This is a genomic window from Methylobacterium sp. 092160098-2, from assembly GCF_028920805.1.
Classification (GTDB): Bacteria; Pseudomonadota; Alphaproteobacteria; order Rhizobiales; family Beijerinckiaceae; genus Methylobacterium; species Methylobacterium fujisawaense.
In genome coordinates, this window is record NZ_JAQPZJ010000001.1 from 5222880 (window position 1) to 5242411 (window position 19532).

Annotated in this window: 17 protein-coding genes; 8 read left to right on the plus strand and 9 right to left on the minus strand. The window is 72.8% G+C overall.

Features of this window, described 5'->3' with window-relative positions; translation table 11 throughout:
- Window positions 1-174: 174 nt before the first annotated feature.
- From copM to PQI07_RS24675, 6 genes are all read right to left on the minus strand, one after another.
- A complete protein-coding gene (gene copM / locus PQI07_RS24650) occupies window positions 175-567 on the minus strand; it encodes a CopM family metallochaperone (protein ID WP_043389390.1) in 393 nt (130 codons plus the stop codon).
- A gap of 25 nt (window positions 568-592) precedes the next feature.
- Window positions 593-958, minus strand: coding sequence for a hypothetical protein (locus PQI07_RS24655; RefSeq protein ID WP_053611260.1), 366 nt, complete (start codon window positions 956-958; stop codon window positions 593-595).
- A 19-nt stretch (window positions 959-977) separates the two neighbouring features.
- The gene (locus PQI07_RS24660) at window positions 978-4127 is read right to left on the minus strand and encodes an efflux RND transporter permease subunit (RefSeq protein WP_274927613.1); all 3150 of its coding nucleotides are present in this window, start codon (window positions 4125-4127) and stop codon (window positions 978-980) included.
- A gap of 11 nt (window positions 4128-4138) precedes the next feature.
- Window positions 4139-5872: an efflux RND transporter periplasmic adaptor subunit gene (locus tag PQI07_RS24665; protein ID WP_043756626.1), complete on the minus strand. Its 1734-nt coding sequence runs from the start codon at window positions 5870-5872 to the stop codon at window positions 4139-4141.
- Between the two features lie 87 nt (window positions 5873-5959).
- A complete protein-coding gene (locus tag PQI07_RS24670) occupies window positions 5960-6397 on the minus strand; it encodes a hypothetical protein (RefSeq protein WP_342462645.1) in 438 nt (145 codons plus the stop codon).
- A 120-nt stretch (window positions 6398-6517) separates the two neighbouring features.
- Window positions 6518-6730: a heavy-metal-associated domain-containing protein gene (locus tag PQI07_RS24675; RefSeq protein ID WP_043389375.1), complete on the minus strand. Its 213-nt coding sequence runs from the start codon at window positions 6728-6730 to the stop codon at window positions 6518-6520.
- Between the two features lie 402 nt (window positions 6731-7132).
- On the opposite strand from PQI07_RS24675, the gene chrA reads away from it, so the two are divergent.
- Window positions 7133-8374: a chromate efflux transporter gene (gene chrA, locus PQI07_RS24680; RefSeq protein WP_274927615.1), complete on the plus strand. Its 1242-nt coding sequence runs from the start codon at window positions 7133-7135 to the stop codon at window positions 8372-8374.
- A gap of 174 nt (window positions 8375-8548) precedes the next feature.
- On the opposite strand, the gene PQI07_RS24685 is transcribed toward chrA, so the two are convergent.
- Both PQI07_RS24685 and PQI07_RS24690 read right to left on the minus strand, forming a co-directional pair.
- Window positions 8549-9682, minus strand: coding sequence for a nickel/cobalt efflux transporter (locus tag PQI07_RS24685; protein WP_053611257.1), 1134 nt, complete (start codon window positions 9680-9682; stop codon window positions 8549-8551).
- 10 nt (window positions 9683-9692) lie between these two features.
- Entirely contained in the window at window positions 9693-9971 is a 279-nt protein-coding gene (locus tag PQI07_RS24690) for a metal/formaldehyde-sensitive transcriptional repressor (protein ID WP_043389372.1), read from the minus strand.
- Window positions 9972-10059: 88 nt separating this feature from the next.
- On the opposite strand from PQI07_RS24690, the gene PQI07_RS24695 reads away from it, so the two are divergent.
- The 5 genes from PQI07_RS24695 to PQI07_RS24715 all read left to right on the plus strand — a co-directional run bounded on the left by PQI07_RS24695 (window position 10060) and on the right by PQI07_RS24715 (window position 16288).
- On the plus strand, window positions 10060-10263 hold the full coding sequence (locus PQI07_RS24695; protein WP_043756617.1) for a DUF1289 domain-containing protein: 204 nt from the start codon (window positions 10060-10062) through the stop codon (window positions 10261-10263).
- Between the two features lie 187 nt (window positions 10264-10450).
- Entirely contained in the window at window positions 10451-10777 is a 327-nt protein-coding gene (locus PQI07_RS24700; RefSeq protein ID WP_043356634.1) for a YnfA family protein, read from the plus strand.
- Window positions 10778-11178: 401 nt separating this feature from the next.
- Window positions 11179-11559 (plus strand): hypothetical protein, encoded by a 381-nt coding sequence (locus PQI07_RS24705; RefSeq protein WP_043356631.1) that lies wholly within the window; start codon window positions 11179-11181, stop codon window positions 11557-11559.
- Between the two features lie 125 nt (window positions 11560-11684).
- Entirely contained in the window at window positions 11685-13028 is a 1344-nt protein-coding gene (locus PQI07_RS24710) for an efflux RND transporter periplasmic adaptor subunit (protein ID WP_274927616.1), read from the plus strand.
- Between the two features lie 11 nt (window positions 13029-13039).
- Complete coding sequence (locus PQI07_RS24715) at window positions 13040-16288, plus strand: efflux RND transporter permease subunit (RefSeq protein WP_274927617.1); 3249 nt, start codon at window positions 13040-13042, stop codon at window positions 16286-16288.
- 117 nt (window positions 16289-16405) lie between these two features.
- On the opposite strand, the gene PQI07_RS24720 is transcribed toward PQI07_RS24715, so the two are convergent.
- Entirely contained in the window at window positions 16406-16660 is a 255-nt protein-coding gene (locus PQI07_RS24720) for a hypothetical protein (RefSeq protein WP_043356624.1), read from the minus strand.
- A gap of 883 nt (window positions 16661-17543) precedes the next feature.
- On the opposite strand from PQI07_RS24720, the gene PQI07_RS24725 reads away from it, so the two are divergent.
- Both PQI07_RS24725 and PQI07_RS24730 read left to right on the plus strand, forming a co-directional pair.
- A complete protein-coding gene (locus tag PQI07_RS24725) occupies window positions 17544-18998 on the plus strand; it encodes an FAD-binding oxidoreductase (protein ID WP_043356621.1) in 1455 nt (484 codons plus the stop codon).
- Between the two features lie 18 nt (window positions 18999-19016).
- Window positions 19017-19430 (plus strand): DUF4383 domain-containing protein, encoded by a 414-nt coding sequence (locus PQI07_RS24730; RefSeq protein ID WP_043356619.1) that lies wholly within the window; start codon window positions 19017-19019, stop codon window positions 19428-19430.
- Window positions 19431-19532 lie beyond the last annotated feature (102 nt).

Genomic DNA, 19532 nt, shown 5'->3' on the forward strand with positions numbered 1-19532 from the left:
CCCGCATTCGCGCAGGTCCTCGGCCTTCAGGCCGGAGGGACAGAGGCGCTCGGAGGGGGCCATGCGGTGGAGCGTGGCCTTGCGGGCGGCATGCATCGGTTGCCCCTGGACAGGCGCGGGTGGAATCGGGACGCGGGCCGGGCGCCCCTGTCGGCGGCCCGGCCCCGGCGGCGACTACCGGCCGTGCCGCTTCAGCCACGCCTCCATGTCGGCGATCTCCGTGGTCTGGTCGGCGATGATCTTCCGGGCCATCGCCTGCGTGGCGGGGTCCCGGGCGTATTTCAGCGCGACCTCGGCCATGGCGACCGCGCCCTTGTGGTGCGGGATCATGTGCGTGCGGAAGTCGACGTCGGGGTCGCCGGTGTAGGGGACGTCCATGTCCCTCATCATCGTCTGGTCGGCGGCCTTGAACGCCCGGGTCGAGGCGTCGTCCTTCGGGTCCGGCTTCATCGATCCCCTCCCCTGGCCGGACATGGAACCGTGGTCGTGCAGGCCCTGTGCGCGGGCGGTGCCGGCGAGGCCTGCGGTCAGCAGGGCGGCGGCGAGGAGGGTCCGGGCGACGGTCATGGAAGAGATCCCTTCGGTGGTCGGTTCAGTTGAACTTGCCGCTGACGGTGGCCCCGTCCGGGGCGGCGAGCTGCACGGCGCCCTTCGGGCGGTCGCCGAGCGCCGCCGGGGCCTTCCCGGTCAGGCGGTTGCCGTCGGCCGGCTCCAGCGGCACGCGGGCGGGCTTGCCGCCGGCCACGAGGATGGCCGTGCCCCTGAAACCCGCGACAGGGACCGGCGCCTGCGTGCCGTCCGACACGTAGACGTCGACGGTCTCGCCCCGGGTGACGAGTTCGACGTGGAAGTCGCCGGCGTCGGCGACGCGCCCGCCGTGCCGGCCCGCAGTCTCGTGGGCGTCGGCGGCGGTTGCGGCCAGCAGGCCGGCGGCAAGGGTCAGGCTCGTTCGGATCATGCGCGTGTCTCCTCGGGGGTCAGTACGCCTCGGCCGGGCGCGGGGGCGTGCCCGACGGCGATGGGTGGGCCGGGGCTTCGGCGTGGAGGGCGCGCAGCCGTTCCAGCGACGTGCGGCCGAAGCGCAGGAACAGGACGGGGGTCAGGACGGTGTCGAGCAGCGTCGCGCTGACGAGGCCGCCGAATATCGTCACCGCCACCGGGTGCAGGATCTCCTTGCCGGGGCTCGCCGCATCGTAGAGTAGCGGCACCAGCGCGACGCCCGCCGAGAGCGCCGTCATCAGCACGGGGGTCAGCCGCTCCAGGCTGCCGCGCACCGCGAGGTCGGGCCCGAACGGCACGCCCTCGTGCAGCGACAGGTTCAGGTAGTGGCTGATCTTCAGGATGCCGTTGCGCGCGACGATCCCGGTCAGCGTGATGAAGCCGATCATCGACGCCACCGAGAGCGGCTGGCCCACGAGCCAGAGGGCGGCCACCGAGCCGATGAGCGCCAGCGGGACGTTGCCCATGATGATCAGGGCGAGGGCGGCCGAGCGGTAGCGGCTGAACAGGATGGCGAAGACCAGGGCCAGGGACAGCGCGGAAAGCGCCGCGATGGTCCGGCTCGCCTCCTCCTGCGCCTGGAAGGTGCCCTCCAGGCTGGTGAAGAAGCCGGGCGGCAGCGGCTCCTTGGCCACGGCCTCGCGGATGGCCGCCACGACGGTCGCCATGTCGCTTGCGCCGTCGGTGTTGGCCTGGACGACGATGCGGCGGCGGGCGTTCTCGCGCAGGATCTGGTTCGGCCCGTCCGTCTCGCGGATGTCGGCCACCTGCCGCGCCGGCACCCAGCCCGACGGTGTCTCCAGGAGGAGATCGCCCAGCCCCGCGGTCGTCCGCCGGTCCTCGGACAGGCGCAGCACCACGTCGAAGCGGCGCACGCCATCCACGATCGTCGAGACCACCCGCCCGTTCGACAGGCGGCTGATCTGCTCGACGATTGCGGCCGGCTGAACCCCGTAGAGGGCCGCCCGGGTATAGTCGACCCGCACCTCCAGCTGCGGGATGCGCACCTGCCGCTCGACCTGCAGGTCGGCGAGGCCCGGAATCGCCGCCAGCCGGTCGCGCAGGGCGTTGGCCACCCGGCGCAGGCCGTCGAGGTCGTCGCCGAACACCTTCAGGGCGATCTCGGCGCGGACGCCCGAGAGCATGTGGTCGAGCCGGTGCGCGATCGGCTGGCCGACATTCACCGCCACCGGCAGGGCGGCGAGGCGTCCGCGGATGTCGGCGACGAGCGCCTCCTTCGGACGCGCGGCGTCCGCGTCGAGGGCGACCTCGATCTCGGAGGCGTGGACCCCCTCGGCGTGCTCGTCGAGTTCGGCGCGGCCGGTCCTGCGGCCCACCGCCTTCACGCCCCGGATGTCGAGGAGCAGCCGCTCGGCGATGAGCCCGACCCGGTCGCTCTCGGCGAGGGAGATGCCCGGGCGGAACGTCATGTTGACCGTGAAGGAGCCCTCGTTGAACGGCGGCAGGAAGGCCCGGGGCAGGTTCCAGGCGGCCACGCTCGCGGCCGCCACCGCCACGGCGACGGCGCCGACGAGCCGGCCCTGGTGCCGGAAGGCGGCCCCCAGCAGGGCGGCGTTGGCCCGCTTGAGCAGGGCCAGGAAGCGGCTGTCGTGTTGCTCCAGGTTCCTGAGCCCCGGCAGCAGCAGGGAGGCCAGCACCGGGGTCAGGGTGATGGAGGTGAGCAGGCTCGCCAGGATGGAGATGATGTAGGCCTGCCCCAGGGGGGCGAAGAGCCGGCCCTCGATGCCCGACAGCGCGAAGAGCGGGACGAAGACCAGGATGATGATCAGCGTCGCGTAGACGATGCCGGACCGGACCTCGTTCGAGGCCTCCACCACCACCTGGAACACGCTCTTCGGGTTGCCGGCCTTCCGGTTCTCGCCGAGCCGGCGAAAAATGTTCTCGACGTCGACCACCGCGTCGTCGACGAGTTCGCCGATGGCGATGGCGAGGCCGCCGAGCGTCATCGTGTTGATGGAGAGCCCGAACAGGTGGAACACCGCGGCGGTCGTCAGCACCGAGACCGGGATGGCGAGCAGCGAGATGGCCGTGGTCCGGACGTTCAGCAGGAAGGCGAACAGCACCACCGCCACCACCAGTACCGCCTCGACGAGGACGCCCTCGACGTTGCGGATCGAGGTCTCGATGAAGTCGGCCTGCCGGAACAGGATCCGGTCGGCCCGGATGCCGGCCGGCAGCGTCGGCGCCATCTCCTTCAGGGCGGTCTCGATCCTGCGGGTGAGCCGCACCGTATCGACGTCGGGCTGCTTCTCCACCGAGACGATGACCGCGGGCTTGGCCATGTACCCGGCGTCGCCGCGCTTCACCTTCGCGGCGAAGGAGACCTCGGCAACCTGGCGCAGGGATACGGGCGCGTCGTTGACCGTCGCGACCACGAGGTTGCGCAGGTCGTCGAGGCTCAGGGTGCGGCCGATGTTCCGGATCAGGTACTCGCGGGCGTTCTGGTCGGTGAAGCCTCCGCCGGCATTCGTGCCGAACTGCGCGAGCGCGGTCTCCAGCTGCGCGTTGGTCACCCCGAGCGCGCGCATGGCGGCCGGGTTCGGGCCGATCCGGAACTGGCGCACCTCACCGCCGATGGGGATGACCTGCGCGACGCCCGGAATGGTCAGCAGCCGCGGCCGCAGGGTGAAGTCCGCGACCTCGCGCACCTGCATCGGGCTCGCCGTCGCGCTCGTGACCGCCACCAGCAGGATCTGGCCCATGATGGAGGAGATGGGGGCCATCACCGGGGTCACGCCCCGGGGCAGCTGGTTCTGCACCAGCGCCAGACGCTCCGCGACCTGCTGGCGATTCCGGTAGATGTCGGTGCCCCAGTCGAACTCGACATAGGTGATGGACAGCCCCACGCCCGAGACCGAGCGCACCCGGGTGACGCCCGGGAGTCCGTTCATCCGGGTCTCGATGGGGTAGGTGACGAGCTGCTCGACCTCCTGGGGGGCGTACCCCTCCGCCTCCGTCATGAGGGTGACGGTCGGCTTGTTGAGATCGGGGAAGACGTCGACCGGCAGCTTGGTGGCGGCGAAGGCGCCGTACAGCACCAGCGCCGCGGCGAGCGCGAGGACGAGCAGGCGGTTGCGGACCGACTGGCCGACGAGGACGGTGAACATCGCGGGCCTCCTCAGCGCACTTGGTCGAGGAGTTCGGCACCCTGGGTCACGACCCGCCGGCCGGGCCCCATCCCCTCGGCGACCAGCACGCGGCCGCCGTCGAGCGGCTCGACGCGCACCGGCCGCGCCTCGAAGCGCTCGGCGCTGGTGTGCTCGTAGACGACGTCCTGCCCGTTGCCGGTCCGCACGACCGCCGCGCGCGGCAGGGCCAAGCCCGCCTGCTCGCGGTCCGTCGCGGCGAGCACGGTGACGAACTGCCCGACGCGCAGGCCCGACGCGTCGCCCTGGACCGCGAACTGGACCGGGATGGCCTGGTTGCGGTCGGCGAGCCCCGAGCCCTGGTAGGCGAGCGTCAGGAGCCGGCCGTCGGCGAGCCGCGCCGTGGCGTCCTGCGCCGCCGTGAGGGCATCGAAACTCAGCGCCTCGACCCAGAGGCGGTTCGGGTCGACGATCTGGAAGACCATCTGCCCGGGGCTCGCCATCTGCCCGGCGACCGCCGCGGCCTGCGCGACCACGCCATCCACCGGGGAAACCAGCGGCTCGGGCTCCCGGCGGATCCGGTCGAGGGCCGCGCGCCGGTCCTGCAGGCCCTTGAACTCGGCCAGGGCGTCGTCGAGCTGGGTCTGGGCCACCGCCCCCGTCAGGGCGAGACGCCTGTAGCGGTCGACCCGGCGCTCGACGATGGAGATCTGCTGGTCGAGGTCGCCCTGCGTCTGGCGCATGTCGGAGAGGTCGACGGCCTGGATCGGCGGGGTGACGGTGGCCAGCACCTCGCCCCGGCGCACCCGGGTGCCGAGGCGGGGAAACAGCCCCGAGGCCGGAGGCGAGAGGCGGCCGCCGACCGAGGATTGCACGACGCCGCTCGCGTTCGGATCCGGGATGATGCGGCCGGGGAGTTCCACCGCGCGGTGGAACCGGCCCTGCTCGGTCATCGTCGTGCGCAGAACCAGCAACCGCTGGGTGGGCTTGGGCACGAAGACGGAGCCGTCGGGCAGGCGCTGGGCGAGATCGGAGGTTCCGGAGGGGCGCGGCTCGGTCAGGGCGGCACCCTGCACGGCCGGGCCGTGGTCCTCGTCGCCATGCGCGAAGGCGGCCGTGCCGAGGACGAGGGTGATGCCGATGGCGAGCAACGCCACCGCCGGGACGCTGCGGCGCCCGCGCGCGAGCCCGGTCACCAGCATGCCGAGCAGGAAGGCGACGACGACCGCGCCGACCAGGGTCGGATCCTTCTGCCCGAGGCGCGCGCGAACCCCCTGGGCGACCTCGGACACGCGCGACAGGGCGGCCCGCCCCGGTGACGGCTCGGCGGGCGCCGCGGCCGCGCGGCCGGAGGGGTCCGGCACGGCGACCGCGACGGTCAGGACGTCGACGTCCCCGCCCGCCGTGACGGTGGCGACGAATTCGTGCCGGCCGGGCGCCGACATCCACGGGGCCGTGAGCGCGTAGCCGCCCTCCGGCGTGGCGGTCGCGGTCTTCGGGCCGTCCGGCGTCTCGACATCGATGGTCGCGCCGGTCACCGGCTCGTTCGTCCGGAAGCGGTCGAGGAACAGCGTCAGGGTGCCGTCGCGCGGGACGGCGACCAGTTCGAAGGTCTCCGAGAGGGCCTCGCCGCGGGGGGCGATGGTCTTCGAGACGGGCGGCGGGGCCGCGCCGTGGTCATGGCCCTCGTGGGCGAGCGCGGATCCCGCCAGGACGGCGGCAAGCGGCGCCATCGCGCCCAGGGCGGCGGCAAGACGGGTCGACATGGAAACGGTATTCCTCGCGGTGGGGATGCCGGGCGCGGCCGTTCGCGGGCGCAACTCGGGCGTCGCGCGCCTCGGGCGCGCCTCATCTCAGGCGAGGGTTCGTGGGGGTTTGGGCAGGGTCTCGGGGGCGGTGCCGACGCGGCCGGAGACGTCCCCCGGGATCAGCGTGCCGGTCCGGAACAGGGACGGGACGAGGGCGTCGGACCCGGACAGGACGCCGGTCGCGCAGCAGGACATCGTCCCGCAGCAGCGGGTCTTGCAACCGGGCCGGCAACACGCGTCCCCGGTCGGCGCGATGTACGCCGCCTCGACGGCCGTGGTGACGACCTTGGACCACGTGGGCGCCGCGGCGCGAACCGTCGGCTTCGCCGCCACCGCCACCGCCACCGCCGCCTTCGGCTGTGGCTGCGCCGCGGCCATGTGGCGGCCGTGGCCCCCATGGCCGCCATGACCCCCATGGCCCTCGTGGGCCTGGGCGGCGGACGGCGCGACGTAGGCGATGATCGCGAGGATCATCGCCGCCATCAGGCGCGCGATCTGCCGGTCGAAGCACATGGAATCAGGATTACACCGGTTCGGGTGGCGGGACCATGTCGGGCATGGGACGTCCATGCACAGCGCAGGTTGGGTTGGCGGCCCGAAGCATCAGGCCGCCGCGAGCATCGGCTCGGCCGGATAGCCGGCGGCGACGAGGACCCGGGCGATCCGCTCGGCCGGAGCCGAGGCGTTCGACACGGTGACGCGCTTCGCACCGAGGTCGACCTCGACATGGGCGCCGGGATCGATGGCTTGAACGGCGCGGGTCACGGATTCGGCGCAGCCACCGCAGCCCATCCTGTCGACCTTGAAGCGGACCATGACGTTCTCCTTCGGATGCCGTCCCGACGAGATGGGGCTTCCCACCGTTGGAAGGTCAAGCCCCCGGGATCGTCGGGCCTCGGCGTGCCGGCGGGCCTCGGCGTGACGGCGTAGACCGGTGGCCGGTCCCGGGCCGTTGTCGGCCGTTTTGCCGATGACCTTGCCGGGGGGCGATCCCCGGCGGGACCGGGGCGAGACAGGCCTGCGCGGGTGGCTTGTACCGGTCCCTCGATCCCGATACCGACATGCGACACCGCAGGATGGCGCCGCGATCCCGACGGATGCGACCGCAGGGCGCGGCGGGCTTCGCGGGGGCGCCGTCGGAGGCCGTCCGATGCGGGACGCCGCTCGCGAACGCATGGCCGGCCGTCCCCCCGCCGGCACGACGGAGCGAGGCCGCCCATGACCGAAGCCCCCGCGTCCGCCGAGGCGCGGCGTACCGATCCCGCCTCGGCGGGCGCGTCCGGCTCCGCCGGGGAGGTATTCCGCGCCTTCTTCAAGCTCGGCCTGACCTCGTTCGGCGGCCCGGTCGCGCATCTCGGCTATTTCCGCGACGAGTTGGTCATCCGGCGCCGGTGGCTGGACGAGCGTGGCTATGCCGACCTCGTGGCGCTGTGCCAGTTCCTGCCCGGGCCGGCGTCAAGCCAGGTCGGGTTCTCGCTCGGGGTCCTGCGCGGCGGGCTTCTCGGCGGGCTCGCGGCCTGGACGGCCTTCACCCTGCCCTCCGCGCTGCTGCTTCTGGCCTTCGCCTCCGGCGCCGGCGCCCTGTCCGGCCCGGTGGCCGAGGGCGCGATCCACGGGCTCAAGCTGGTCGCCGTCGCGGTGGTCGCGCAGGCGGTCTGGGGCATGGCCCGCGCGCTGGCGCCGGATCGGCCGCGCGCCGGCATCGCGGTGGCGGCGCTGTTCCTCACTGTGTTCGTCGCCGGGTCGGTCGGTCAGGTCGGGGCCATCGCGCTCGGTGCCCTCGCCGGCCTCGTGCTCTGCCGGCTGCCGCCGCAGGAGCAGGCCGGGCTTCTCGCCTTCCCGGTGTCCCGACGGGCCGGCGCAATCGGCCTGGTCGCCTTCGCGCTGCTCCTCGTCGTCCCTCACCTGCTGGCCGCCAGTCTGCAATCCCAGGCTCTGGCGCTGTTCGATGCCTTCTACCGCTCCGGGGCTCTGGTGTTCGGCGGCGGCCACGTGGTCCTTCCGCTGCTGCAGGCCGAGGTGGTCGCCCCGGGCTGGGTCGGCCCCGGCACCTTCCTCGCCGGCTACGGGGCCGCCCAGGCCGTGCCCGGGCCGCTGTTCACCTTCGCGGCCTATCTCGGAGCCGTCGCCGGACCGGCACCCCACGGCGTGGTCGGTGCGGCCATCGCGCTGGTCGCGATCTTTCTGCCCGGTCTGCTGCTGGTCTACGGCATGCTGCCCTACTGGGACGCGCTCCGGACGCGACCGCTGGCCCAGGCGGCCATGCGCGGGACCAACGCGGCGGTGGTCGGAATCCTCGGCTCCGCGCTCTACGATCCCGTCTGGACCAGCGCGGTCGGGAACGCGCGCGACTACGCGGTGGCCGTGCTCGCCTTCGGGCTCCTGACCGTCGGCCGGACGCCGCCCTGGATGGTCGTCGCACTCACGGCCCTGGGCGGCGTCGCCCTGGCCCTGCTCTGACGGATCGCTGTCGAGGCCTCGGGCAGCCGTGCGCGATCCGGCCGCCTGCTGAGACCTTCCGGGGGAATCGCCTGCCATGCCCGAGCCCGTCCGTTTCCGGCCGTGCGATAGGCTGTCAGCCCTGGGCCGGAAGGTCGAGGCCGCCGCCGGCGTTTCAGACCCGGCAGTCGTCGCTCACCCGACCGATGTCTCGACCGATGTCCCGGACTGGGCCGCCTGCGCCGCGGCGGCGTGGCGGAGGCCGTCCCAGCCGAGCCAGCCGGTGTAGAGGCCGACCAGCACGATCAGCGCCGCCGAGGCGTACGGCGCCCGGCGTGCGAACGCGCCGAACCCGGACCAGCGGCCGGCCACGTGCCGCACGCTCAAGGCCGCGACGACGCCGGCCGAGACCATCGTGAGCGCCAGCCCGATGCTGAAGCAGGCGACCAGCGCGAAGCCGAGGCTCAACTGCTTGAGCTGGATGCACAGCAGCAGCACCGTGATGGCGGCTGGGCACGGGATGAGCCCGCCGGTCAGGCCGAACAGCACGATCTGCCCCGTGGTCACGGTGCGGCCCTGGAAGCGGCGGCGGATGTCCTCCGCATGCGCCCTGGCATGGGCGTCGTCCTCGTCGCCGAGGTTCATATGATCGTGGTCGTGGTCGTGCTCCGCGAAGGCGACCTCGTGCATCTCCGACCCGGCCGGGCCGTCGAGGCGGACACGCGCCGTGAACGCGTGGGGCTCGGGGATCTCGTCCCGGCTCTCCAGGAAGCCTTCGCGCGCGACGAATCCGAACGCCTGCCGGGCGCCATCCGGGCGCACCGTCTCGACCGTGACGGCCGCGGGGACCGGCAACGATCCGCCCTCGGCCCGCAGGCGCCAGCGCGGCGGCACGCCGTCCTCGAACACCTCCAGCGTCAGCGCACCGTCGCGCGTGACGATGGGCCGATGCGCGTCAGGGTGGTGATGGTCGTGCGCGTGATGCTGCTCGCGCCAGGTCCGCCACGCCATCCAGAACGCGACGCCGAGGATGAGGGCGGCCGAGGCGAGCTGGAAATACGGCTCGGCGGCCTCGCCGCCCCATTCCCGGCCGAGGTACTGGCCGCCCAGCGCGATGGTCCAGACCACCGCCGTGTGGGAGAGCGTCGCCGCCAGCCCGAGCAGGACCGCCTGCAGGACCGTGCCGCGCACGGCGATGATGAACGCCGCCATCATGGTCTTCGCGTGACCGGGCTCCAGGCCGTGGAGGGCGCCCAGCAGGATCGCGCTCGGCACGAACAGCCAGGCATGGGCGGTCCCCTGCTGCAGCAGGTCGGCGAACGGCGTCATGGGGCGGCCTTCATTTGAGGTAGGTCCGGACCACCTCGATCAGCTCGGCGGCGCCCCGGGCGCGCTCGGCGTCCGGTTCCGCGTCCGGGTTCACGACGTGGTGACGGATGTGGTCTTCCATCAGCTCGGCGGTCAGGCCGTTGATGGCCCCGCGCATCGAGGCGACCAGCATCAGGACGTCGGCGCAGCCGAGTTCGGCCTCCAGGGCCCGCTCGACGGCTTCCGCCTGTCCCTTGATCCGGCGCACCCGCGCCAGGAGCTTGGCCTTTTCCTTGACCGTGTGGGCCATCGCGGGCTTCCTCGTCGTAGTGACGTATAGGGGGGTACCCTATATGTGTCCAGCGGCGGACGGGCCGCCTGGCGTACGGAGCCCTAACATGAAGACGGACGACCCCTGCATCGGGGTTTGCCAGTGGGACGGGCGGACCGGCTGGTGCCTCGGATGCGGCCGCACGGTCCCGGAGATCCGCGCGTGGCGGAAGATGACGCCCTACCGGAAGACCGCTCTCGTTCGCGACCTGCCGCGGCGGATACGGCAGATCGCCGCCGTACAGGCCCAAGCCGGTCCCGACAGGACCTGACGTGGCGCGTGGACGGCAGCGTGCGCCCGGGCGCAGCTTGGCGCCGGCGGCGCCCGCACGGCTCGGCCGCCTCAAGCCGGGACGGTAGGAGGTCGAGACGGCGCCGGCCCGCCGCGTGGTCAGAGACCGGCGCCTCCGGCCCGTGTCGCCGGTTTGCCGCACGCACGGCGCATGCGAACACGCGCCCATGCTCACCTATCCCGCCTTCGCCGCGGCCGCCTTGGCCGAGATCGCCGGTTGCTTCGCCTTCTGGGCGTGGCTGCGCCTCGACAGATCCCCGTGGTGGCTCGTCCCGGGGATGGCCTCGCTGGCGCTGTTCGCCTCCCTGCTGACCGTCGTGGAGAGCGGGGCGGCGGGACGCGCCTATGCGGCCTACGGCGGCATCTACGTCGTCGCGGCCATCCTGTGGCTCTGGGGCTTCGAAGGCCACCGGCCCGACCGCTGGGACATCGCCGGCGGCCTCGTATGCGTGCTCGGCAGCGCCCTCATCCTGTTCGGGCCGCGGGGCGCCTGAGCCTCCGCCGACCGCGCCGGACCGTCGTTCGGTCCGGGGCGGTCCGGGGCGGTCCGTTCCGTCGGCGAAGTCGTGGTTGGGGGGATGGGGGCCCCGTTCATCGAAGAACGACCTGTCCTCGTCGCGGCGCGGGTGGTGATGCCGGCCGACGTCGACGTGGTCGTGCGGCCGCCGGTCGCCGGAGCCGCCCGCGGAGGATTGGGCGTCTGGCGCCAGGGCGAAGAGGCGTCGTCTCCTGTCGGGTCTCTCCCGATGCCGGCCGAGCCAGGCTGTCGCGACGGCGTTGAGCCGCGACGGACGGTGACATTCCGCACTCCGTCGGCCGGACCGGCGACCTGACCGCCCGGCGTTTCGCCCCCGCGTCTTGTGGCCCGACGCCCGAATCGCCCATAAGGAGCACGATGAAGTCGGCGGGACGCCAGCGAGCCTTCGGGGCCTGGACGGGGTGGTGGGCGACCGTCGCCCGCGCGCTCGCGCTCGTCCTGGCGCTGGCCGTCGCTCTCCCGACCGCCGGCCTCGCCGAGGACCTGGCGTATCATCAGGGCCATCCGGGCCACGACCGGACGGAGCTGGTCATGGCGTCGGACCTGACGCCGGCCTCGGCCCGGGCGGCGGATCCCGGCATCGCCTGCCACGTCCATTGCGGCTGCCACGTGGCCATGCCGTCGGACGGCCTCGCCCCCGTTCCGCCCGCCCTGCCGTCCCGACCCTGCTACGCCCCGGTCGACGCGGCGCGCGCCTCGATCTCCCCCGACCGCCTGCCGCGTCCGCCGCGCGCCTGAGGTGACGCCGCGACGGCGCGCGTCCTGAACCCCGGGTCCGAGGCCCCGGGGCCGCTTCCTCACGTCATCGCAACGGGACCGGCCCGGAAGCCGCCACGGCACCGGCGCCCCGACGAGCAGGCATCATGCGCATTCTCCTGACCGCGGCCCTGGTGGCCGCCGGCGTCCTCGTGGGCGCCGCCGTTCCCGCCGTGTCCGGCTTCGTTCGCGGCCTCCTCGCCGCGGCCGGGTTGCCGCCGGCCCTCCACACCTTCGCCGCCGGGCCTGGCCCCGCATCGCCGGGCGAGCCCCGCCACGAAGCGGGCGGCGGCCACGACCACGGCAAGGCCGCCGCCCCCAAGGCGGGCGCAGGCCACGCTCACGGAGCGCACGAGCCTTCCGAGGCCGAGGGCGCGGAGGGGCACGTCACGATGACCGCCGAGCAGATCGAGAACCAGGACATCAAGGTGGCCAAGGCGGAAGGCGGCCTGCTGTCGAGGCACATCCTCGTCCCCGGCACGATCACGCCGGACACGGACCGGATCGCCCGCGTCCCGGTCCGCGTCGTCGGCACGGTGTCCGAGATGCGCAAGCGCCTCGGCGACGACGTGCGGAAGGGGGACGTCGTCGCCGTCCTCGACAGCCGCGAGGTCGCCGACGCCAAGAGCGAGTACCTCACCGCCATGGTCCAGTCCGACCTCCAGAAGGTCAATTTCGAGCGCCAGCAGAGGCTGCTGGCATCCGCGGCGGCATCCCAGGCGGCGTTCGACAACGCCAAGGCCGTGTTCCAGGAGAACCAGCTCCGCGTCGACCTCGCCCGCCAGAAGCTCTCGGCGCTCGGCCTGAACGCCGCCGAGGTCGCCGCCGCGCAGAAACGCGACGAGGCGACGCCCAACGCCTCGACCCTGCGCCAGTACGAGCTGCGGGCGCCCATCTCCGGCCGCATCGTCGAGCGCAAGGTCGACGTGGGCACCGCCGTCGGCAAGGAGGGCGACCCGGCCGACGTCTACACCGTGGCCGACCTCTCGACCGTCTGGATCGAGCTCGCGGTGCCGACCTCGGACCTCGACGAGGTCCGGGAAGGCGCCCGGGTCACCGTGAACCGCGGCGGCCGCAGCGTGCAGGGGAAGGTGGTGTTCGTCAGCCCGCTGCTGAACGCCGACACCCGGTCCGCCCGGGTGGTGGTCTCGCTGCCCAACCAGGACATGGCCTGGCGTCCGGGGACCTACGTCACGGCCGAGGTCGAGACCGAGACGGATCGAGTGCCCGTCCGGGTGACCAAGGCCGCGCTCCAGACCGTCGAGGGCAAGCGCGTCGTCTTCGTGCGCACCGACGAGGGCTTCGAGAAGCGCGAGGTCGAGCTCGGGCGCGTGGACGACGACGCCTACGAGGTGGTCTCCGGCCTCAGGGCCGGCGAGGACATCGCGGTCGCCAATACCTTCCTCCTCAAGGCCGAGCTCGGGAAGAGCGAAGCCGGCCACGACCATTGAGGGGCCGAGACATGATCAGCCGCATCCTCGACGTCTCGGTCCGCCAGCGCTGGCTCGTGCTGCTGCTGTCGCTGCTCGCCGCCGGCTTCGGCGGCTACGCGGTGACGCAGCTGCCCATCGATGCGGTCCCGGACATCACCAACAACCAAGTGCAGATCAACACGACCGCGCCCTCGCTCGCGCCGGTCGATATCGAGAAGCAGGCCACCTACCCGGTCGAGACCGCCCTCGCCGGCATCAAGGGGCTCGAATACACCCGCTCGCTCTCGCGCAACGGCTTCTCGCAGGTCACCGCCGTCTTCGCCGAGACGCTCGACATCTACTTCGCCCGCCAGCAGGTGGCCGAGCGCCTCGCCCAGGTGAGGCGGGACCTGCCCCCCGGGGCAGAGCCCGCCATGGGCCCGATCTCCACGGGCCTCGGCGAGATCTACATGTGGTCGATCCACTACGCGAAGCCCGGCGAGCGAACGCTCTCGAAGGCGGGCGCGCCGGGCTGGCAGCCCGACGGAAGCTACCTGACCCCCGAGGGCCAGCGCCTCAGGACGGCGCTGGAGCAGACCGCGTACCTGCGCACGGTTCAGGACTGGATCATCCGGCCCCAGATCAAGACCGTGCCCGGCGTGGCCGGCGTCGACGGGATCGGCGGCTTCGAGAAGCAGTACCACGTCCAGCCCGACCCCGATAAGCTCGCCTCCCTCGACCTGTCCTTCTCGGACGTCGCCCGGGCGCTGGAGGCGAACAACGCCAACCAGGGCGCCCGCTACCTGGAGGATAACGGCGAGGGCTACGTCGTGCGCGCCGCCGGACGCCTCGAGGACATGGACGACATCGGCAACGTCGTGGTCGCGACCCGCGGCGGCGTGCCGGTCCGGATCCGGGACATCGCCGAGGTCCGCATCGGGCGCGACCTGCGCACCGGCTCGGGCAGCGAGGACGGCCAGGAGGTCGTCATCGGCACCGCCCTGATGCTGATCGGCGAGAACAGCCGCACGGTGGCCGCCGCGGTCGACGCCAAGATGGACCAGATCCGCAGGAGCCTGCCCCCCGGCGTCGCGGTCCAGACCGTCCTCGACCGGACCCGTCTCGTCGAGGCGACGGTGAGGACGGTGGTGAAGAACCTGTCCGAGGGCGCGGCCCTCGTCATCGTCATCCTGTTCCTGCTGCTCGGCAACATCCGGGCGGCCGTCATCACGGCGCTGGTCATCCCGGTGGCGATGCTGATGACGCTGACCGGGATGGTCGAGGCGAAGATCTCGGCGAACCTGATGTCGCTCGGCGCCCTCGACTTCGGCCTCATCGTCGACGGGGCGGTGATCATCACCGAGAACGCCCTGCGCCATCTCGCCGAGAAGCAACACGCCCTCGGGCGGGCCCTCGAGACCGAGGAGCGCCTTCAGACGGTGCGGGCGTCGGCCGAGGAGATGATCAAGCCGTCCCTCTACGGGCAAGCCATCATCATCCTGGTCTACGTGCCGCTCCTGACCTTCACCGGGGTCGAGGGCAAGATGTTCGCGCCGATGGCGCTGACCGTCATCATCGCGCTGGTCTCGGCCTTCATCCTGTCGCTGACCTTCGTGCCGGCGCTGATCGCCATCGTCATCACCGGCACGGTCACCGAGAAGGACAACCTCATCATCCGGGCGCTGAAGGCGGCCTACCGGCCGGTGCTCGGGGCGGCGGTGCGCGGTCCCCTCGCCTTTCTCGGGGCGGCCCTGTTGCTGCTGGTCGGGGCGGGCGTCCTGTTCACCCGGCTCGGGACCGAGTTCATCCCGCAACTCGACGAGAAGAGCATCGCGCTCAACGCCACCCGCATCCCCTCGACCTCGTTGACCCAGTCGCAGGCGATGCAGCTCAAGGTCGAGCAGGTGGTCTCCAAGTTCCCGCAGGTCGCCTACGTGTTCTCGAAGACCGGCACGGCGGAGGTCGCCTCCGATCCGATGCCGCCGAACTCCTCCGACACCTTCGTCATGCTCAGACCGCAGGAGGCGTGGCCGGACCCGAGCCTGTCGAAGGCCGACCTGCAGGCGCAGATCGAGACGGCGGTGGGGGCGCTCGCCGGCAACGTCTACGAGTTCTCGCAGCCGATCCAGCTCCGCTTCAACGAGCTGCTCGCCGGCACCCGGGGCGACCTCGCCGTGAAGGTGTTCGGCGAGGAGTTCGAGCCGATGCTGAAGACCGCCAACCAGATCGCGGCGGTCCTGAAGGGCATCGACGGCGCCGAGGACGTGAAGGTCGAGCAGACGGCGGGCCTGCCGTTCCTGGAGATCAAGATCAACAAGGCCGAGGCCGCCCGCTACGGCCTCAGCACGGGCGCCATCCAGGAGGTCATCGGCGCGGCCATCGGCGGCAAGGATGCCGGCGTCGTCTTCGAGGGCGACCGGCGCTTCCCCATCGTGGTGCGCCTCACCGACACGGTGCGCGAGGACCGCGAGGCCCTGGAAAATATCCCGGTGCCCCTGCCGCCCGGCCCGAACGGCCGTGCGCGTTCGGTCCTGCTCAAGCAGGTGGCGGGCTTCTCGGTCACGGAGGGGCCGAACCAGATCAGCCGCGAGAACGGCAAGCGCCGGGTGGTCGTCACCGCCAACGTGCGCGGGCGCGACATCGGCTCCCTCGTGGCGGAGGCGCAGGCCGAGGTCGGGCGGCAAGTGCCGTTGCCGCCGGGCTCCTTCGTGACCTGGGGCGGCCAGTTCGAGAACCTCGCCTCGGCCAAGCAGCGGCTGATGGTGGTGGTGCCGGCGTGCTTCTTCCTGATCTTCCTGCTGCTCTACTCGGCCCTGGGCTCGCCGCGGGACGCGCTGCTGGTGTTCAGCGCGGTGCCGCTGGCGCTGACCGGCGGCATCGTGGCCCTGTGGCTGCGCGGCATGCCGGTCTCGGTGCCGGCGGCGGTCGGCTTCATCGCGCTGTCGGGCGTGGCGGTCCTGAACGGCCTCGTGATGCTGACCTTCATCAAGCAGCTCGTGGCGGAGGGGCGCCCGAAGCGGGAGGCCATCCTGGAGGGCGCGATGATCCGGCTGCGGCCGGTGGCGATGACGGCGCTGGTCGCTTCGCTCGGCTTCGTGCCGATGGCCATCGCCACCGAGACCGGGGCCGAGATCCAGCGGCCGCTCGCCACCGTGGTCATCGGCGGCCTGATCAGCGCGACCCTGCTGACGCTGGTGGTGCTGCCGGCCCTCTACGCCCGCTTCGGCAGGGTCCGGCCCGCGACGATCACGTCCCGGGCGCGCCAGCCGGAGCCGGTCCACCGCGAGGCCGCAGAGTAGAGGCGTGCGGTCAGTCCTCCCGCTGGGGCGGCCTGGCCCGGCTCATGTCGCGCCGGTCGCAGGGCCGGGCCGCACGCCGGATCCCGGGGAACGGGGCCCCTGGGGGCCCCGACCAGCTCACATGCGGTGATGGCGGTGCATATGCCGCGTCATGTGCCCGCGATGATGGTGATGGCGCATCATGTGCCCGTGGCGGTGATGGCGCATCATCCGGTGGTGATGGTGGCCGTGCATCCGGTCCATGCGGACGGAGACCACGTCCGACGGGGCGCTCACGGCGCCGGGCAGGCCGGGCGCGGCCGAGGCCGAGGTCGCGGCGCCGGCCGCGCCGAAGGCGGCCAGGACGGCGACGACCAGCAGGGATTTCCTCATAGGCGTTCCTCTCAGGGTGTCGGCGCGCCGGTCATCGCCGGCGGCTCGGTGCCGGCCAGGGACTGGTCGGCAGGGAGGCAACAGCCAAGCTCACGACACCGTTCCGCACGGCGCGCGCGCCGCCTCGGGCATGCTTAAGAGGCCGAATGGCGTCGCGTCGGATCCGCCTCCGGCAACGGATCTGCAGGCGCCGCTGGTCCCGCCGCGGCCGATATCCGCTCCAGCGCAGGGGATGAAGGCCGGCGAGTGGCCACGAGGCGGAAGGTCAGTGTCAAGCCGCGATGGACAATCGCGTGCCTTGAGACGGCTTCGGCCGCCGGGCGGTACGAAGAATCTCGGAAGTCCCGCGGGGGCGACGGCCGGTTTTCTCCGCGCACGCAGAACACTCCGATCCCGGAGCCGGACACGCGCCGGATCCGGCCAGAATCACGCTCTCGGGACAGGCGGGCGTCACAGGGCCGATCGGGTGTCGCCACGGGCCCTGGCCGGACGGACGGGCGGCCGACCGACGATGCGGCGCCCGTCTTACTCCGCGCGCCCCGCAGGGCTTCGTCCTCCCGTTGGACGGGGCGGACCTCATAAGGCGGCAGGCTCGCCGTCACGGGCGCCTGTGGGCAGGCCCGCGGGCAGCAGGTCACGCAAGACGGCATCCTGGCGGGCCTTGAGCAGGCGCAGGACCCGCGCAGGCGTGCGGTTAACCGCGCGGCCGGCCGCTGGTAGGGGCGAACGAGCCGCCGCGTGCGAAGAGGGCCGGTCGGTTTGTTTGGCCGTATCGCGCTCCGTGCGCGATCTCACGCCGGCGGGCCCGGACCCGTCGCAGGGTAAGCCGGCGGGGCGAGCCGGTCGCCCCGCCGGTGCGAATCGAGGGCTGGGGGCGACGGTCATGGCGGGGATACGACCGAGCAGGCGCAGGATCCTCGCGGGCGGCGGCGCCCTGGCGGCCGCCGCGCTGCTGCCGCGGGCGGCCCGGGCCGCGCCGCGGATCATCCTGAACGATGCGAGCGGCCTCAACCCGACCCCGGTGGCCCGCCACGCCGTGCTCCCGACAGGGTCGACCGAGGCCCTGATCGAGGCCGTGCGCGCCGAGATCCGGGACGCCGCCGCCGCCGGGCGGCCGGTGGCGGTCGGCGTCGCCCGCCATTCCATGGGCGGCCAGAGCCTCGCCCGCGACGGGACGGCCGTGACCCTGGAGGGCGGCCCGATCGAGCCCGACACCGCTGCCGGCCTCTACCGGGTCGGGGCCGGCGCGCGCTGGTCGCAGGTCATCCGTCAGCTCGACCGGATCGGGTTCTCGCCCGCGGTGATGCAGTCGAACAGCGATTTCGGGGTCGGCTCGACCTTCAGCGTCAACGCCCATGGCTGGCCGGCCCCGCGCGGGCCCTTCGGCTCCACCGTCCGCGCCCTCCGCCTCGTCCTGGCCGATGGCAGCCTCGTCACCTGCTCCCGCACCGAGAACGCCGAGCTGTTCGGGCTGGCGATGGGCGGCTACGGCCTGTTCGGGATCGTGGTCGACCTCGTGGTCGAGATGGTGCCGAACCGCCTCCTGACGCCGACCTTCGCGGTGATGCCGGCCGCGGAGTTCGCGCCGGCCTTCGTGGCGGCGGTGGAGCGCGACCCGCGGCTGCGCATGGCCTACGGCCGCCTCTCGGTGGCGCAGGCCGGGTTCTTCGAGGAGGCGATCCTCGTCACCTACGCGGAGGCGGAGCACCCGCCGCAGGTCTTGCCCGCCGCGGCCGCGCAGGGGGCGTTCTCGGCGGTCTCGCGGGAGATCTACCGCGCCCAGGTCGGCAGCGAGTTCGGCAAGCGCGCCCGCTGGATCGCCGAGACCCGGCTCAACCCGACGCTCGACCCCGGCCTCGCCACCCGCAACAGCCTGATGAACGAGCCGGTGGCGAACCTCGCCTCGCGCGACCGCAACCGCACCGACATCCTGCACGAGTATTTCGTCCCGCCCGAGCGGTTCGACGCGTTCCGCGCCGCCTGCCGGGAGATCATCCCGGGCTCGGGCTGCGACTGCCTCAACGTGACCCTGCGCTACGTGGCGGCGGACCCGGACTCGACGCTGGCCTACGCGCCTTCTCCCCGCATCGGTGCCGTGATGTCGTTCTCGCAGGGGCTCACCCCCGGCGACGAGGCCGCGATGATGCGCATGACCGAGGCCCTGATCGAGCGCGTCGTGGCGCTCGGCGGGGCCTATTACCTGCCCTACCGCCTGCATGCCCGGCGCGACCAGATGGCCCGGGCCTATCCCAGGCTCGACGCCTTCGTGGCGGCCAAGCGCCGGTACGATCCCGGGCTGCTGTTCCGGAACGCCCTCTGGTCGACCTCCATGGCCTGACCGCGCAAGGATCCGCTCATGAGACCCACGCCCCCACAGGCGGCCGCCCTCGCCTTCGCGGCCATCCTGCTGTTCGCCGCCGCCACCGACTACATCCCGGCCTTCCGGGACGCGGAGGGCCGCGTCTTCGGCCTGTTCCGGCTCGACGTCTACAAGGACGCGCTTCACCTCGCCTCCGGCCTGTGGGCGCTCGCCGCCGCCCTGTGGTCGCGGCACGCCGCCGTGACCTTCCTGCGGGCCTTCGGGGCGATCTACCTCCTCGACGGCGTGGTCGGGGTGATCACCGGATCGAGCTTCCTCGACCTGTCGCTGTTCCTGAAGGGCTTCCAGGACAGCCCGCTCCTCTCGAACGGCCCGCACCTGAGCCTCGGGCTCGCCGGCGTGGTGCTCGGCTGGTGGCCGTGGCGCGCCGCCGCGGCGGGCGCGGCGTGAGCCCCCGTCCCGCCGTCGCCGCCGCCGGGCCGCCCGCTGGGCGGCCGCCGGCCTGGCCCTCCTCGCGCTCGCCTGCGCCCTGCCGGTCGCGGCGATCGAGGG

Bases quoted from the DNA above. Each gene is read 5' to 3' on its own strand.
- PQI07_RS24720 (WP_043356624.1), bottom strand. From the start codon at position 16,660: ATGAGGAAATCCCTGCTGGTCGTCGCCGTCCTGGCCGCCTTCGGCGCG.
- PQI07_RS24710 (WP_274927616.1), top strand. From the start codon at position 11,685: ATGCGCATTCTCCTGACCGCGGCCCTGGTGGCCGCCGGCGTCCTCGTG.
- PQI07_RS24700 (WP_043356634.1), top strand. From the start codon at position 10,451: ATGCTCACCTATCCCGCCTTCGCCGCGGCCGCCTTGGCCGAGATCGCC.
- PQI07_RS24715 (WP_274927617.1), top strand. From the start codon at position 13,040: ATGATCAGCCGCATCCTCGACGTCTCGGTCCGCCAGCGCTGGCTCGTG.
- PQI07_RS24695 (WP_043756617.1), top strand. From the start codon at position 10,060: ATGAAGACGGACGACCCCTGCATCGGGGTTTGCCAGTGGGACGGGCGG.
- PQI07_RS24690 (WP_043389372.1), bottom strand. From the start codon at position 9,971: ATGGCCCACACGGTCAAGGAAAAGGCCAAGCTCCTGGCGCGGGTGCGC.
- PQI07_RS24675 (WP_043389375.1), bottom strand. From the start codon at position 6,730: ATGGTCCGCTTCAAGGTCGACAGGATGGGCTGCGGTGGCTGCGCCGAA.
- PQI07_RS24705 (WP_043356631.1), top strand. From the start codon at position 11,179: ATGAAGTCGGCGGGACGCCAGCGAGCCTTCGGGGCCTGGACGGGGTGG.
- PQI07_RS24660 (WP_274927613.1), bottom strand. From the start codon at position 4,127: ATGTTCACCGTCCTCGTCGGCCAGTCGGTCCGCAACCGCCTGCTCGTC.
- PQI07_RS24685 (WP_053611257.1), bottom strand. From the start codon at position 9,682: ATGACGCCGTTCGCCGACCTGCTGCAGCAGGGGACCGCCCATGCCTGG.
- PQI07_RS24670 (WP_342462645.1), bottom strand. From the start codon at position 6,397: ATGGCGGCGATGATCCTCGCGATCATCGCCTACGTCGCGCCGTCCGCC.
- PQI07_RS24665 (WP_043756626.1), bottom strand. From the start codon at position 5,872: ATGTCGACCCGTCTTGCCGCCGCCCTGGGCGCGATGGCGCCGCTTGCC.
- PQI07_RS24725 (WP_043356621.1), top strand. From the start codon at position 17,544: ATGGCGGGGATACGACCGAGCAGGCGCAGGATCCTCGCGGGCGGCGGC.
- chrA (WP_274927615.1), top strand. From the start codon at position 7,133: ATGACCGAAGCCCCCGCGTCCGCCGAGGCGCGGCGTACCGATCCCGCC.
- copM (WP_043389390.1), bottom strand. From the start codon at position 567: ATGACCGTCGCCCGGACCCTCCTCGCCGCCGCCCTGCTGACCGCAGGC.
- PQI07_RS24655 (WP_053611260.1), bottom strand. From the start codon at position 958: ATGATCCGAACGAGCCTGACCCTTGCCGCCGGCCTGCTGGCCGCAACC.
- PQI07_RS24730 (WP_043356619.1), top strand. From the start codon at position 19,017: ATGAGACCCACGCCCCCACAGGCGGCCGCCCTCGCCTTCGCGGCCATC.